Source organism: Fulvivirga sp. M361, assembly GCF_007097395.1.
In the GTDB taxonomy this organism is placed as follows: Bacteria; Bacteroidota; Bacteroidia; order Cytophagales; family Cyclobacteriaceae; genus Fulvivirga.
Genome location: NZ_VKDC01000001.1, coordinates 147,753 through 164,525 on the forward strand (window position 1 = coordinate 147,753; position 16,773 = coordinate 164,525).

At 41.1% G+C, this 16,773-nt stretch carries 10 protein-coding genes and 1 pseudogene; 4 read left to right on the forward strand and 7 right to left on the reverse strand.

Annotated features, from left to right (window positions below):
- Window positions 1–28: 28 nt before the first annotated feature.
- The 6 genes and pseudogenes from FNH22_RS00625 to FNH22_RS00645 all read right to left on the reverse strand — a co-directional run bounded on the left by FNH22_RS00625 (window position 29) and on the right by FNH22_RS00645 (window position 7,026).
- Window positions 29–415, reverse strand: coding sequence for a hypothetical protein (locus FNH22_RS00625; RefSeq protein ID WP_143396350.1), 387 nt, complete (start codon window positions 413–415; stop codon window positions 29–31).
- 346 nt (window positions 416–761) lie between these two features.
- Complete coding sequence (locus FNH22_RS00630) at window positions 762–2,435, reverse strand: ABC transporter permease (protein WP_255517946.1); 1,674 nt, start codon at window positions 2,433–2,435, stop codon at window positions 762–764.
- Window positions 2,436–3,143: pseudogene (locus FNH22_RS32825) on the reverse strand (ABC transporter permease); the annotation flags it as partial.
- 772 nt (window positions 3,144–3,915) lie between these two features.
- A complete protein-coding gene (locus tag FNH22_RS00635; RefSeq protein ID WP_143396352.1) occupies window positions 3,916–4,245 on the reverse strand; it encodes an SdpI family protein in 330 nt (109 codons plus the stop codon).
- 10 nt (window positions 4,246–4,255) lie between these two features.
- Entirely contained in the window at window positions 4,256–5,605 is a 1,350-nt protein-coding gene (locus tag FNH22_RS00640) for a PAS domain-containing sensor histidine kinase (RefSeq protein WP_143396353.1), read from the reverse strand.
- 50 nt (window positions 5,606–5,655) lie between these two features.
- On the reverse strand, window positions 5,656–7,026 hold the full coding sequence (locus tag FNH22_RS00645) for a sigma-54 dependent transcriptional regulator (RefSeq protein ID WP_143396354.1): 1,371 nt from the start codon (window positions 7,024–7,026) through the stop codon (window positions 5,656–5,658).
- A gap of 263 nt (window positions 7,027–7,289) precedes the next feature.
- On the opposite strand from FNH22_RS00645, the gene FNH22_RS00650 reads away from it, so the two are divergent.
- The 3 genes from FNH22_RS00650 to FNH22_RS00660 are packed head-to-tail and all read left to right on the forward strand — an operon-like array spanning window position 7,290 to window position 14,492.
- Complete coding sequence (locus FNH22_RS00650; RefSeq protein ID WP_143396355.1) at window positions 7,290–9,713, forward strand: ABC transporter permease; 2,424 nt, start codon at window positions 7,290–7,292, stop codon at window positions 9,711–9,713.
- 3 nt (window positions 9,714–9,716) lie between these two features.
- Window positions 9,717–12,098 carry an ABC transporter permease gene (locus tag FNH22_RS00655; RefSeq protein WP_143396356.1) on the forward strand — a complete coding sequence of 794 codons (2,382 nt, stop codon included), beginning with the start codon at window positions 9,717–9,719 and terminating at the stop codon, window positions 12,096–12,098.
- Between the two features lie 3 nt (window positions 12,099–12,101).
- Window positions 12,102–14,492 (forward strand): ABC transporter permease, encoded by a 2,391-nt coding sequence (locus FNH22_RS00660; RefSeq protein ID WP_143396357.1) that lies wholly within the window; start codon window positions 12,102–12,104, stop codon window positions 14,490–14,492.
- Window positions 14,493–14,562: 70 nt separating this feature from the next.
- Here FNH22_RS00660 and FNH22_RS00665 read toward each other — a convergent pair whose 3' ends face one another.
- On the reverse strand, window positions 14,563–15,876 hold the full coding sequence (locus FNH22_RS00665; RefSeq protein WP_143396358.1) for a PDZ domain-containing protein: 1,314 nt from the start codon (window positions 15,874–15,876) through the stop codon (window positions 14,563–14,565).
- A gap of 120 nt (window positions 15,877–15,996) precedes the next feature.
- Here FNH22_RS00665 and FNH22_RS00670 point away from each other — a divergent pair, with 120 nt between their 5' ends.
- Entirely contained in the window at window positions 15,997–16,752 is a 756-nt protein-coding gene (locus FNH22_RS00670; RefSeq protein ID WP_143396359.1) for a LytTR family DNA-binding domain-containing protein, read from the forward strand.
- The last annotated feature ends 21 nt before the right edge of the window (window positions 16,753–16,773 follow it).

Sequence of the window (16,773 nt, forward strand, 5' to 3'; positions counted from 1 at the left end):
TTTTAGCAACGTCACTCTTCTACCCAAATTAAGGAACGAAAATTTCTTTATAGTGAACTGCATTGTAAACACCTTGCTTTCCTTTTTCATAGAAGCCTGCACTGGAATGTTCGTAGTCGGCATAGTCCTTTACCAACTGCCACTTACCTTGCACAGGATTATGGTGGATGTAGTCAAGTTTCTGTTCGGTCATACGCTCATCAAAACATAGCCGGGCATCAAATGAGGCACGAAAGACCTGGTGTTTTTTACCTTTTTCCCGCTCATGTGAAGGTACACCTTGCCCAAGCTCTTCCAGCAGGTCATACTTTTGGAGCTGTTGTAATCTTTTCACCATTTCATACGCCATGAAACGTTTCCCGTTTGCAGCGAGCTTGTTCAAAGATCCGCGTGTCGGGTAGAATAATGTATGCATATGGTTAGGCATTATGACCTAGGCCAAAATGTAACAGCCCTTTACTTTTAAATGATCAAACCAATTGTACACGGCATCATAAAAATCGGTGACCTGGAAAAGAGGTAGCCACTGATAGCATGTAAGAGTGCAGAAATAAGCTTCAAAGTTCTTGGTGTGTCGGGTGTGAGTGGACAATTTATTCGGTTTAGGAGGTTGTTTTAAGGTTTAGTCATCTTTATGCTCAGAGTCCTCTACGAGAGACTCTGAGAAGGGAGAAATTATATATTCAATCGGAGCTTAAATTATATAAACAAAAAGAATAAAAATTTCAGTTTTAATCTTTTGCAAAACTCGTATCAAAATACTAACCCCTCAAAATCGTCACAGGATTTGCTGTCGAAGACTTTATAGTGTGATACAAAACCGTGAACAGAAATATAAGTGTTAAACTGAGTACAGCAAGAGATATGGACAAGAATCCAATTTCTACCTTGTAGGCATAGTTTTTCAACCATATCGTCATAAGTGAATAGGCGATTGGAATACCAATAATAGTAGCTACACTAAGCGACCCTAGATACCCCTTAGTGAACATAACCAAAATGTTGAACGATGATGCCCCAAAAATTTTTCTCACCCCTATTTCCCTTAGCCTTTTTGTAGAAACTAAAAGTGAAAAACCGAACAAGCCCAAACACGAAATAACAATGGAAAGAGCTGTGAAGATTTTAAAGAGCTTAGCAAAATAAATATCCTCCTTATCTTGAGATTTAAATCTCTCAGCTAACAAAAAGTAGTCAAAAGGATTATCCGGATAAACCTGGGCCCAAACATTTTCTATTCCACTTACCTTTTTTTGCAAATCATTATAATCATTGCTAAGGCTATGGACTTTTAAGGAAAAATGACCCCGGTTGTCATTGAATTGAAAAGCCATGGGTCTGATCTCATATCTTAATGAAGTTTTATGGTAATTTTCGACAATTCCCATAAGTTCAAGCTCCTTATCTCCGTCTAACAGCAACTTCGTGGGCATCATTTTATCAAAATCGATAATCCCCAGGGCTCGTGCAGCTGATTCATTTAATATGATACCTTTTCGGTTTCTCCAGCGGGCATTTGGGATGAAATTACCTCCGGCAACAAACCTTATTTCATACAAATCTAAAAACCGATCATCGACGCCATTTAAGTAAACAAGTTTCTTTTCATTCGGATCATCAAGGCTAAGAAAAGATTCACGTCTATATTCTTCTCCTGGTATTGTTGATGATGATGTAATTCCAGCCAAAAAAGATAGTTCCTTACATTTTTCCTTGAAGAGTCTCAGCTTTTTAGTTTTACTTTCCCATGTACCCTTTTCCATAGGTGACTTGACAATAATGGTATTTTCAATATTGATCCCTTTGTTCTTACTACTCATAAAATCCAATTGATTCATAATTACAAAAATGCAGATCATCAAAATTGTTGAGATAGAGAACTGGAAGATCAAGAGCAATTTTCTTAATCTCAAACTTCCAATTTTACCCCCAAAACCTTTTTGTAAAGCAGAGCTTAGATTATGTGAGAAGAGAACCATTGACGGAATAGCTGCTACCAGCACCGTCCCAATTATGAAGATTGACAAGAAAGCGAGGTTGATAAAACCAGGATCACCAATCAATGGTAATAAATGGCCATTTGTAAACGATTGCAAATATGGTTCGAGACCTAAATAGACAACAACACTTATGATTAACGAGGTCAAACAAATGAGGCCGGACTCGAAATAAAATTGCGATTTCAAATTTGCTACAGTAGCTCCCATCACTCTGAGTATTCCGATTTCCTTAAACCTACCGTAGGATTGCCCAATGCTCTGGTTTATAAAGTTCACCCAGGAGATAAGGAGAATAAACAAACCAACAACAGCCAGCATATATTCAATACTTGATAATTGTTTCTTTGCAAATGGCTCCAACGATATCACAACTTTTTTATTTGTCTTTTCAAGTGGAGCAATCTCATTTATATCACTTGTCAATTTTGTTTCCAATTTGGGTGATTCTATCTTTTCACTCAATAACACATAAGTCTTATGGGCAGGAACATCCCAATAATATTCTGTGCTCAGTGGGGATGAATGGACTAAAAAATCAAATCTGAATTTTGAATTTTTTGGAATATCTTCTACGACTCCAGTCACTTCATACATAGTCTCTTTCCCCCATGAAACTCGTATGGTAAGCACCTTTCCCAAGGCGTTAGTCGTTCCAAAATACTTCTGGGAAGTTGATTTTGTGATGACAATGGAGTTAACCCGGGATAAGGCTGTTTCCGGATTCCCAAAGATTAGTGGAAATGAAAATATTTTTAGAAAATTAGAGTCCGTAGAAAATATTTTGTTTTCAATAAATGATATTCTGCTATCTGCGTCCTCTTCACTTATAACCAGAGATTCTACATGGTAGTTGTATCTTGATACGCTAAGAACCTCAGGATATTGATTTACGATTTCTCCTAAACCCCAATAGGTAGTTTCACCCTTTATTGAAGCGTTATTTTCTGAGGATTCTTCCTGGGCAATGGTATAAATCCTATCCTTCTTAACATGAAAGTTATCCACATACAGTGAACCACCGATATATTTTGCAATTATTAAGACCGATAACATTCCACAGACCAGTCCAAACACATTTATGACTGTATAGTATTTGTTTTTGATCAGGACTTTTTTGGCCAATTTGAAATAGTGGCGGATCATATATTTCCAGAATCTTTAATTTGAGTTATGTTTTAGCTAAAATATGAATTTGTTATGGTAGTTTCAGAAAACGTCAATTAATGTACCACAACGCCAAGCTATAGGTTGTAGCTCGTTAGTTGAAGTTTATTGTTTTAAGTTCTCAAGAAGTCGGTAGTTCGAGAAGGTTATCAGAGTGATTAGAGGGAATAGAGCTGCTACTACATTAACTAGCAGTTCAGATCCCGTCCATTTTTCAATAGAGAAAAGTAGGAATTGATAGGTAATTAACAAGGACACGATCAGTCCAACCGTTCCACGAATTACGACCCCCCTGGTCGTAGGAACGCTACGCTTAACCGACGACCAGGGGGGTGCTTTTATTTCAATGCAGACTGCAACGAAGAACGACAATGTTGCCAAAACCAGAAGTCCAAAAATCCATCGACTTAGAGAGCATATGATTTTCATTTCTTTATCAAATTTATGTTCAGCGATTCCGTCCTTAAGAAACACTGGAGTCAAAATAACAAGGTAACGGAACTGTGCGGCGAAAAACCCCATGCTCTCATTTCTACCCATTAATCTGTCTGCTCTACTTAGGTAGATAAAATGAACTACCATTTTAGTCGCATAGAGAGTTACAACCATAATAAAGATATAAGGGCTCATTCAGTTGGGAAGTTTTCCAAGTGCTAATGAATAACAACAATACCGTTATTCGATCGCTAAAATAATTATAAATGTGTACATGAGGGGCAAATCATTGACTGGTACCAACTATATCTAACGTTCACCCAAATTTCATCCTTAAATGACGTTCCGTAAAATACATCACAGCAAAAACACAAACTATGAGTCCGACACAGGAAGCAAGCACTGCAATACTTAAATCAAATAGTAAAAACAGTGGTAATTCAACCAAACTATTGATGATAAAACTCCATAACATCAAATCATTGGCATAACGTTGGGCCTCATTCCAGGAAGCCTGGTCTTTGGTAGACCTTTTGGTACGGTATCCATAAAAGTTATTGATATGTGCAGGAGGAAAAGCTTTGAAAATGGTAGCCAAAAGGACCATAGCCGGGCCGGCTAAAAAATATACAATCCAGGTAATCATATTTATTAATTTAAAAGATAAGTGTGAAAACTGTGCCACTATCCGCGGGTTTCTTCACAATTACATCACCATTATGTAGTTTCATTATTTGCCGCGCGAAGCTCAGCCCGATGCCGGTACCTTGTTTTTTTGTGGTGTAAAAAGGAATAAAGATCTTTTCCAGAATGTCATCCGGTATGCCAGGCCCATTATCAGCGATGGTTATCACTGTCCGCCCTCCGGGATTTCTTTCCGTGGTAACACTAATGGCACCGCCTGACTGGCTCTTCATAGCTTCAATCGCATTTTTTATAATATTGATCAGCACCTGCTCTATTAGATCACGGTCTACAAGAATGGTCAGCGGCCCCTTAACCAATAAAAGGATAAGCTCCAACCCGGATTTTTTTATATCAGGGCGCAGTAAATCAGCAATACGTTGTATCAGTAAGTGAAGATCTACTGAGGCAAGCTTAAGTTCCGGGACCCGGGAGAAGTGCTTATAAGCATCTACAAAGCGTACCAGCCCTCTACTCCTGTTTTCAATGGTTTTCAGACTGCTGATCACATCTTCTTTGTCCTCTCCTGTAAGGTCATTAAAGCTATCTTGGGCAGACAGCATTCCATTGATCGCGTTGCTCAGCGAGGCGATAGGGGTGACAGAGTTCATTATTTCATGGGTCAACACACTGATCAGTTTTTGCCAGGCCTCTATTTCTTTCTGGTCCAGCTCTGAATTGATGTTTTGCAATAGCACCAACCGAAAGTTTTTTTGTTGTAATACAAAGTCCTTCACTTGTACAGAGAGCTGCTGCATTTCATCCTGTATAAAAGTTTTTACCACACGTTTTTCCCCGGATAGTAATGAAGTTATCACCTGAAGCAATTTGACATCAATATTTTCCATCTCATGGATCGTTCTCAAATAGGGTTTTTTCAGCAGGACCTTTGCTGCCGGGTTCATAAACTCTACACGGCCATCTTCCTCATAACTGATAATGGATACACCAATATTTTCGTTGAGTGTCTGGAGGTAGAGGTACTGTGTTTCTTTTTCAATACTTATTTTCTGGAACTCCCGGATCACATCGTTAAAAGCGCTGCTCAGTCCGGCTTCCAAAGGATCATTACGCTGCCCGGTGAATGTATTGGTGAAAGCCCCCTGTCGAATAGAAATTAAAAACTGTGTTAGCTTTTTAGTAGTCCGCTCCGTGTAATAGACCAGATTAATAACAACAGAAAGCAGTAATATTCCCAGTACCAGAGGGGTAAAAAACCATTGCGTAGTCGTAAGTACCCATGCCAACATCATACAGAGTAACAAAATGAGCGTCACCCTGATCACCACATTTACACGGAAATTATACAGGTTCATTGCCATGACAGCGACATTTTTTGGTTATAATGATTTTGCGTGTTGGCCTTTTCCAGTCAATACTTAATGCCATATTTGTCCAGTTTTCTATAAATGGTAGTACGCCCGAGTCCTAACTCTTTAGCTGCCTTACTGATATTACCCTGATTTTTTTGGATTGCTCTTTCGATTGCTGCTTTTTCCATATCATCCAGGTTTAATGAATGGACAGGAGTAACTGCTTTGGGGTTAAGGAGAAAATCATCGGCATCCAGCTGATCACCTTCTGCCATAATCACAGCCCGCTCAACGGCATGTTGTAATTCCCTTACGTTCCCGGGCCAGGTGTATCCCGATAAATGCTCCAGGGCTTGATCCGTAAGTTCAATAGTAGATTTGCGATATCTCTGGGTATAGTTATTCAAAAAATGTTGAGTAAGTAAAGGAATGTCATCCATACGTTCCCGTAGTGCGGGTAGGACCAACTCCACTGTATTCAGTCGATACAAGAGGTCCTCACGAAATTCTTTGGTGCTCACCATTTCATGTAAGTTCCCATTGGTAGCTGCAATGACGCGACAATTGATTGGAATGGGCACATTTTCACCTACACGTACCACTTCCCGGCTTTGTAATACCGTTAGTAATTTGGCTTGCATGGGCAATGACAGGTTACCTATTTCATCCAGGAAGAGCGTACCGTTATTCGCTAATTCAAACCGTCCCTGACGATTTTCCCTGGCATCTGTAAATGCCCCTTTTTTATGACCGAAAAGCTCACTTTCAAACAGGCTTTCAGGAATAGCCCCTAAATCAACTTTAATGAAGGCTTCTTCCGAACGGCCGGACCTCTGATGTATCGCCTGGGCCACCAGCTCCTTCCCGGTACCGTTTTCCCCCAAAACCAACACATTAGCGTCTGTAGAAGCCACTTTACGGATCACCCTAAAGGTCTCTCGCATGGCAATGGAATTTCCAATCAGTTCATTTTCCGAAGATGAGATAAATTTCTTCAGCGACCGCTGCTCTGTTTTAAGGTTTTCGAGCTCCTTTTTAGAACTACTATGTTTAAAGGCCGACATCACCGTAGCTTGTAACTTCTCATTTTCCCAGGGTTTAACTACAAAATCAGTGGCCCCGGCTTTCATGGCCGCTACAGCCAGCTTGATGTCTCCATACGCGGTGATCATGACCACCTGCTGATCAGGCTTCTTTTGTTTGATATGCTTTAACCAGAAAAGTCCCTCCTTACCACTGGTAGCGCCAATGGTATAATTCATGTCCAGTACCACGACATCAAAGGGCTGATGTCCGATAAGATAATTAAGTTGTTGCGGATTACTCTCCGTGGTGATAGAGGAAAACAAAGGTTTCAATACAATACGAGCCGTATGTAACAGATCAGGATCATCATCCACGATCAAAATATGTGCGTTAACTTTATCCATACCATTTTAATGTTGTATTCAAGTTAGTGATTTGTTCCACATCGGAACAATCTTGTGTTCCTTTTTGGAACAGTTATCCAAAAAAGTTTTATGGATACATCCTCCTAAGGCTTTCAAAGGCACTTTCCAATACATTGGTACAGATTTCGTCTGGTAGGATATTGAATTTATATCTGCTTAACTTACTTCATTGTTTAATGCTAAATGACGAAGTTCTGTAGATGAAAAGACACCAGTATGATCAATGATTACCTGATATTGCTATGATACGTAACTACTTTAAAATTGCTTTTCGTAACCTGGTAAAACAGAAGCTGTATTCGGCTATCAATATCCTGGGCCTGGGGTTTGGAATGGCCTGTGTGCTGTTGATCTGTTTTTATGTTCAGGATGAGTTGAGCTATGACCAATTTCATGATGACGCCAAAGACATTTATCGTATCGCCTGGTGGGGGGATAACCCCCAAACCCGCACACCACACCCTATGGCACAGGCATTGGTCAAAGACTTTCCACAGGTAAGTTCGGCAACTTCACTGTCTCCACTATGGGGGCCAGGACTTACGAAACAGACTTTTTCCATAAGAAACCTGGAAAAAGACCTCACATTCGACGAAAGTGATATCTTAAGTGTAGACAGCACCTTTTTCGAGGTATTTTCCTTTGAACTATTGAAAGGGAACAGGCAAAAAGTATTGAGAGGGCCAGGAGGGCTACTTCTTTCAGAATCTTCCGCCTTCAAATATTTTGGGGGTGAAGACCCCATCGGCAAACAACTGGCGATCAATAATGATGAAACGTTACTCACAGTAGAAGGTATTTTCAAAGATGTGCCTGCCAATTCACACTTTCATTTTGATATGCTGATCTCTTATGTTACACTCAAATACGTTAACCCCGATGATGCCTATTACACCTGGGCAGATTTTGGGCACTTTAACTACATACGACTCCTGCCTGGCGCTGACCCTATGCAGCTTCAGGAGCAACTCATGGACTGGGTGCAAGGGTATATACAGCTTTCAAAAGAAGAAATACAGCAAGTGATAGAGACTAATCTACATTTCAGGCTACAGCGTATCACTGACATCCATCTCAAATCAGCGATACGATGGGAGTTAGCGCCGAATGGCAACAGGAACTATGTATACATTATGACCGCAGCCGCATTATTGATACTGATCACAGCGTGTGTCAATTTTATGAACCTCACCACCTCTCGTTCTACAGAGCGGTCTAAAGAAATAGGTGTTAGAAAAAGTCTTGGAGCGTTAAAAGGTCAACTGCAGGGACAGTTCCTGGGAGAATCTGTTCTTACTGCCTTACTGGGTATGCTCCTGGCAGGCTTCCTGGCAGAAGTTTCCCTTCCTTTTTTCAACCACGTGACCGGAAAGGGTATAACTATTGAATATTGGCAAAACCCTATGATCACCCTAAGTATATTCGGCATAGGCATTTTAACAGGTGTAGTATCAGGGCTGTATCCTGCGTTCTTTTTATCTTCCATCCACCCTGTAATAAGCCTGAAGGGTTTGAGCAAAGTAAAGCCCTCCGGGGCATGGTTCAGAAAAGGCCTGATGGTATTTCAATTCACCATCTCCATGGCCCTGATAACAGGTAGCTTTGTTATTTACGATCAGTTGCAATTCATCCAAAACAAAGACCTGGGATTTAATAAAGAACAGCTGATGCTAGTCCCCGTGAAAGACAGACGACTGCAAAAAAGTATGAACGAACTACGTACCGAATTGCTGAAAATAGAAGGGGTAGCCGCCGTTTCAGGCACTTCTAACGTACCGGGTAAACAATTCAATCAAAATTCAATATATAAAACCGATCGTCCTGATACACGTATTAGCGCTTCAGAGGTCTTTGTAGACCACGCCATTTTTACTACGCTGGACCTTTCCATTGTTCAAGGCCATGGGTTTGACAAAGACCGCCAGGCAGACTCATCCGCTTTTATTATCAATGAGACCGCAGCCAGAAATCTGGGACTGACAGACCCCATAGGTGAAGAGATCACATGGGAATGGGATAATAACGGACAACCTCCTGTCCGTGGCACAGTCATCGGTATCGTAAAAGATTTTAACTATAATTCATTGCATCAGCCTGTCAGACCGTTGTTATTCTGCCTACGCAATGCCTATAATCATACACTGATAAGAATGAACACCAGTGCTAATGCATCTACTATCAAGGCTATTGAATCCGTATGGCAAAAATTTGATCATCGCTTCGAATTTGAATACAGCTTCTTATCCGATGACCTGGAAGCACAATACATCGGAGAGCAAAAAACGGCACAGGTATTCAGTGGGTTTTCCATCATTGCTGTAGCCATAGCATGTTTTGGGTTATTCGGTATTGCCTCTCTGAATTATGCTCAGCGTGCCAAAGAAGTAAGTATCCGCAAAGTAATGGGCGCATCTACCGCACGACTGCTCCATCTGCTGGTATATGATTTCCTAAGGTTGATCTCATTGGCAATCATCATCTCCATTCCCCTGGCATGGGGGGCAATGGAAAGCTGGCTTCAAAACTTCACTTACAGAATAACACTCAATCCACTGGATTTTATCATAGCAGCCATTGCATTGCTTACCGTAGCCTTGCTTACCGTGTCCTATCTGACATGGCACACTTCTGTTCAAAACCCTATCAAATCACTTAAAGAAGAGTAAAAAATGATTACGAACTATCTGAAAATAGCCATAAGAAATTTGTGGAGGCAACGCTTCTTCACGTTGATCAATGTATTTGGGTTAATGCTGGCCGTTACCGTAGGGCTGGTAATCTACCTGTATGTAACAGCAGAACTTAATCACGACGAGGATATTGTTAAAAAGGAGAATGTATATCGACTGCTCCGCGATGCCACCCTAAATGGGGAAGATTATTTGATAGGCATTACTTCAGCTCCATTTTCCGAGGCGCTAAAAAATGATTTTCCACAGGAAGTCAAAGAAACGCTAAGAGTATATAATGATGAACTATCAGTGACTTATGAAGACAAAGTATTTCTGGAGGACAACTTCCTGATGGCTGATAGTAACTTCTTTGATTTTTTTAATTACCATTTCATAACGGGTGATCCGTCACAGGCATTATTACTACCTAATTCGATGGTAGTTACAGAACGGATCGGCAGAAAATATTTTGGTAACGAAGACCCTGTTGGAAAGACGATCCGGGTAGACGACCAGTTCGATTTAATCATCACCGGCGTGATCCGGCGGCCTGTTGGAAAGGCCCATCTGACATTTGATATGGTGGCTAACATTGCTCCCCTCAAAAACCGACCCTGGTTTAATGAATGGTGGAGTAACTCCATGCTTACCTACGTAGCATTAACTCCGGCTGCGAACAGTAAAGAGCTGGAAAAACGTTTTCCCGCCTTTATGGATAAGTACTTTGGCGAGGACTTTGTAAAACTCAAAACACGCATTGACCTTGTACTTCAGCCAATCGATGAGATCTACTTTCAAGGCAATTTGAAATATGACCGGGTCACCACCGGAAACCTTACTACAGTACGCATACTTTCTGCCATAGGTATTTTTATCATGGTAATAGCCTGTATCAATTTCATTAACCTTGCGACAGCTAAGTCCATGTCCAGGGCGCGTGAAGTGGGTATACGAAAGACGCTAGGCTCCAGTGGCCAACGAATTTTGTTACAGTTTCTGGCAGAATCCTATCTCATTAGTATTATAGCTATTATTCTCGGCTTCATGACTGTGGAGTTATCACTGCCTTTTTTAAATAATCTTTTTGGCACTGATATTCAGCTGTCCTGGTTAGATACTAAAATATGGGCCCTGGCGGGACTGACTACACTCCTGTTGGGTTTCACAACAGGAGCCTATCCCGCTTTTATTATGTCAAATTTTTCTCCGGTAAGAGCACTAACCACACGAGGTGAGAAAGAACGTGGCAAAGGTTCGCTTAGAAAAACACTTGTAATAATACAATTCGCTATTTCCATTTTTATGATCATCGTTACGTTGATCATTAGTCACCAACTTGATTTTTTAAAAACAAAAGACCTTGGCTTCCAAAAAGACAATGTACTAATGATAGAATTGAACAATGCGGATGTGATGGAAAAAGCAAATACTTTGAAAAAAAGACTGTTACAAAATAGTCTGATCGCCAAAGTATCCTGTGCAACAGGAGAACCCGGTGGCTTCCATGACACCATGCCTTATGAGATTGAAGGGCTGGAGGATAACCTGCGACTACGAACGGTTTTTAGTGATACGGACTATTTGAAATCGTTACAGTTGGAAATCATAGCAGGACGTGACTTTTCTGAAGACCATGTGACGGATGAAAGTAATGCTGTCATACTCAACGAAAGGGCAGTGCGCGATATCGGATGGACACCGGAAGATGCCATTGGCAAACGTATGATGAATAGCTTTTTAGATACTTTGGAAAGGCAGGTAGTAGGAGTCGTAAAAGACTATCATTTTGTGTCTCTAAAAAGCGCCATAGAGCCACTTGTTATTACTGCAATGCCTCCAAGCAGCGCCGACCTAATGATTGTAAGGATGACCGGGGGCTCACCCGGCACAGCCATTAAAGAGCTGGAAAAACAGTGGGCCGCATTTACCCCCTTTCCTATGGACTATCACTTTATGGATAGCAGCCTGGACCAGCTCTATGAAGAGGAGCAGTTGCAAGCAAAACTTTTTACAGTGTTTTCTTCTATTTCAGTATTGGTAGCTTGTCTCGGCATTCTCGGTATGGCATCATTCGTAGTGGCGCAACGGGCCAAAGAAATGGGGATAAGGAAAGCGTTAGGAGCCACTGCCTCCCACATCACCTCGCTGCTAACGGGAGGGTTTTTAGCGCCTGTTCTCATTGCCAATCTACTGGCCGTACCAGCCGGATGGTATTTCTCAAATAGCTGGTTGAGTTCATTCGCGTACCGAATTGATATTACCGTTGGTGTTTTTATAATGGCTGCACTTATTACCCTGGGCGTTGCATTCCTTTCAGTAGCCTTTCAATCTGTAAAAGCCATTAGAACTAACCCTGTAGACGTCCTTAAAGACGAATAGATCATGATATCAAATTACCTGAAGATCACTTACAGAAACCTTAAAAAAAGACTGGGTTTCGTTATTACGAATGTCATTGGTCTTTCTATCGGTATCACATGCTGCCTGTTATTACTCTTTTATGTAAGCGATGAATTAAGTTATGATACTTTTCATGAAAACGGGGACCGCATTTACAGGATCGCCGGTAGTTACGATCAGGGAGGTGATGAGCGCAATCGTACGGTCAATACTACATTTCTTTTAGGCCCTGAACTGGAGTCCATCCAGGCCATAGAAAAATGGTTAAGGATACAGCCGGCCAGCGCCTACATGGAGTTTGGTGACAAAGCTTTTCAGGAAGATCGTGTTCTTTTCGCTGACAGCACTTTTTTTGAGGTATTCAGCTTTCCGTTGATAAAAGGAGACCCCAGCCAGGTATTGTCGCAAGTCAATTCCATAGTGATCAGTAGTTCCATGGCCAAAAAATACTTTGGTAATAATAATCCGATGGGGCAGCTTCTGAATGTGGATGGTTTAACCATTGAAATTACAGGCGTCATGGATGATATTCCGGCAAACAGTCATTTCACTGCTGATTTTGTAGTATCGATGCGCACTGTTGTGCCCAGTTATCCTGATTGGATATTAACGAATAACAGTGGTGTCAGTCATGTGACCTATATTCTAGCTAGAAATGGTGCTGGTCAGGAAAATATTGAACTGCAGCTTGATCAGCTTGTGGAGCGTTTTTTTGATTGGGAAGGGCCTCCTGACTACTTTCTCCAACCGTTAATGTCGATTCATCTCACCTCTGACCTCTCTGGTGAAATCGGAGTCAACGGGGATATAACCTATGTTTATATTTTTATCACAGCAGCCATTTTAATATTGGTAATTGCCTGTATCAATTATACTAACCTTTCCATAGCCCAGTCAACGGCAAGGTCAAAAGAAGTGGGGTTAAGAAAAGTGATCGGCGCCGGCAGGTCTCAACTCATCCTGCAGCACCTGACTGAGTCAGTAGCTTTATCTCTTATGGCCATGATCTTCGGTGGCTTAATGACAGAGTTATTACTTCCTTACTTCAACCAACTCTCCGGCAAGTCTATAGAACAAAGTATTATCATAGACCTTCAATTCGTGTCCTTATTGCTGGCCATAGGTATTATCATCGGTTTGATAGCCGGAAGTTATCCTGCTTTCTACCTATCAGGGTTTAACACGTTAAAGGTTATCCAGGGAGAGAAAATAAAGTTAAAGGGAGGTATTTTATCCTTTAGAAGGATACTGATAGCTTTTCAGTTTATGACCACCACGGTCCTTATTATAACCACCATTTTCATCTATCAGCAGCTTAGCTTTATCCATACAAAAAAACTAGGTATCAATCCCAGGCAAATCGTGTATTTACCACTACCTACGAATGAAATACGGGACAACTACGAAGCGATGAAAACGGAACTACTGATGTTACCGGAATTTACAGGTGTAACAGCTTCCAATAACAACCCTACCTCACGCATCGGTCACTGGCGTGATTATGAGTTAAATGGAGAAAACCAATCTTTATCTACCATAGTAGTAAGTCACAATTATTTCGAGACGCTGGAGACGGAATTAAAAGACGGCCGTTCATTCAGTAAAACTTTCAAATCGGACGAAACACAAGCATATATACTGAATGAAGCAGCTGTCGAATTCCTGGAGTTGGAAGCGGCAATAGGCACCAGACTTAAAGGTTGGGCTTATACGGGAAATCAATGGTCGCAGAAAGATGCTACAATCGTTGGAGTGGTAAAAGATTTCCATTTCACCTCTTTCCACACTAAGATCCAGCCCGTAATATTTTCACTTCACAGCCCGGCCACCACACCTCTTAACTACATGATCGTACGGTACAATTCATCTGATACCCAACAAACCCTTCAAAAAATGACGACTGTCTGGAATAAATACGCCAATGGCAGACCGGTTGATTTCACGTTTATGGAAGAACAAATCGAAAATCTTTATCAAAGCGAAAAACGATTTCTAAAAGTCTTTCTCATTTTCTCGATCGTCGCTATTGTTATCGCTTGTCTCGGGGCACTTGGCCTGATCTCTTATACAGTAAGCCAGGTCACTCGTCAGATAGGAATAAGAAAAGTATTAGGTGCACCTTTATGGACAATCGTCAGGCTTGTTAATCAGCACTTTTTCAGCATACTGGCTGTGGCCTTTGTAATAGCTATACCTATCAGTTATTACCTTGTAGATCAATGGCTGGAAACATTCATCTACAAAATAGAAATAGGTTGGCTGCCTTTCTTCCAGGCTGCTATGCTCATTATTTTGCTGGCAGTGATCACCACTAGTTTTCAATCTGCCAAAGCCGCTCTTACCAATCCCGTGAATGTTTTGAAAGAACAGTAAAACAAAAGCTTTTTATTCAGGCCGGAAGCTTCCGGCCTGCTTGTCCGGTTAGTCATCATTTATTGAAGAACTATTTTAAGATAAGCTCCCAGGCTGCGTCAATCACGGTTTGACTGATCTTGTCATCCCACGTTCCGGTTTTTCCCTGGTAAGAGTCAAGGGCCTTTTCGTGCACCATATTCCAATGGTCCACACCTTCCAGGATAATCAGTTTATGGTCCTTATGGCCTGTATTTTCCAGGATATCCATGATCATGTCATTGTCATTCGCCGTCATGATCCAGTCATTACTTCCATAAATGATCCGGGCAGGGACCTTAAGTTCTTCCCAATTTTTTGAGAAGTTAAAATCCTGCACTTGATGATAATACGATACCGGCCTCCCATACATATGTTCCGGACTATGATAATTATATGCTTTTAATGAAGGTTGCTGTTGGATCACTTCTTCATAAGACATTTTTTTTATCAGCATACCGTGATATAGCGGAATATACCCTTCGTTCATCTTTCGCATCACTTCGGTAGGGCTGTCTCCTTCAAAGGCCCTGATCCTTCTCTCTATTTCAAGCATATGCTCAAACCATGTTTTTACAAAAGTTCCATCGGAAATGACTGCCGCAGCGCCCAGTTTATTGGCAAAATATGGAGCAAGTGCGCTACCCATACTGGAGCCATAAATAACCATTTTAGTAGTGTCAGTGAGCTTAAAGTTTCTAAGGCTTTTAAAGGCTGCTTCAAAAGCGGCCAGGTCTCTTTGTAAATCGCTCTCTCCACAGTGACCATTACTATCACCAACTCCCGGTTTTTCCACTCGCATTACTACCATCCCTGATTTAGTGGAGAGATCTCTTAACACACGTGTCCATCCCGACTCCCTACGGCCAGGATATACCTCTATAGAACTACAGCTGAGACCTCCAATTACAAAAACCGCGGGCAACGGGCCGTCCGCCTTTTTCGGGTGAGTAACAATGGTTCTAATAAGGTCTCCCTGGTCTGACATTACCTCTTGGTAGTGTACTTCCGTGTCCGGGTATGTCTCTCTGGGTAAAGGCTCAAGTTTTACGGACATTTTTATTAATTCTCCATTTCTTACCACTTCCAGTGCCACTTGTTGACCTCCTCTAAGATCATAAATAACATCGCTCCAGCGGTCAGGGTCCTTGATCAACTCACCATTCAAACGTATCAGTTTATCATCCACCCGCAAACCTGCCTTCCTCCATGCGGAAGATGATTCTACACTTCGCACCAAGGTTCCGGCCTCTATTCCATTTGGCCCTGAGAAACGGACCCCGATATGCGCCCTTCTTTCCAATGGCTGTGCTAAAGCTGTACCCAACAAACAGCACAGTATAATGCTCAATTTTATTTTTTTCATCGTTTTTTAAGTAAATAGACCACAGAAAACAGACATACGGGGATTTATTATGTCAACTACAGTTGTACCCATGTAAAAAACAGTATATCCGCAAAAAGCTATTTTCGTATTTTAGTAATTATGAAGGACTACTATCTATTTGGGTCTCGAATTACAACGCATATCTCTTTCTGGTTAGTTTACTACCTGCTCTTTGGATTCATATGGGCAAAGGAAGGGGCTTACCTGCCATCGTACTTCCTGGAATTTGTACTTCTTCCTGTAAGGATACTTGCCGTGTATTTTTCCATCTATGTGTTGATCCCAAAATACCTGGAAAACAAAGAGTTCAGGCTATTTTTAATCGGTTATGTCATTATGCTGATGGCCTGCGGCATATTACAGCGGCTTTTTACTTACTTTTTTTATGAAGGTTTTTTTACCCTGGATACCAGGACACTTTTTGATCTGCCTATGATCCTCAGATCTGTTATACTCATTAATTCCACTACACTCTTTGTCTCCGCAGTGAAGGTGGGCCTGTTATGGCTACAAGAAAAAGATAAGAATAAAACCCTATTACATGAATTAAAGGCTTCCAGGCACGAAATGGTTGAAATAAAAGCTGAAAAAAGAACTTACAGGGTGAGTGCTAAAGATATAATGTATATCGAAGGGTTGGGAAACTATGTGACATTCGTTCTGGAAGACCGTAAGATAATAAGCTATATCAGCCTTAAGGAAGCCGTAAGCTTTTTGCCTGAAAGCTTTATAAGAATACATAAGTCATTCATAGTGAATAAAGATCATATCCTCTCTTATAATTATGAAGATGTTCAGTTAGGAGATCGTTTTTTCCCTATAGGACGATCATTCAAAACAGCTTTCAAAATGTGATCACACCTATAGCGCAGAGGT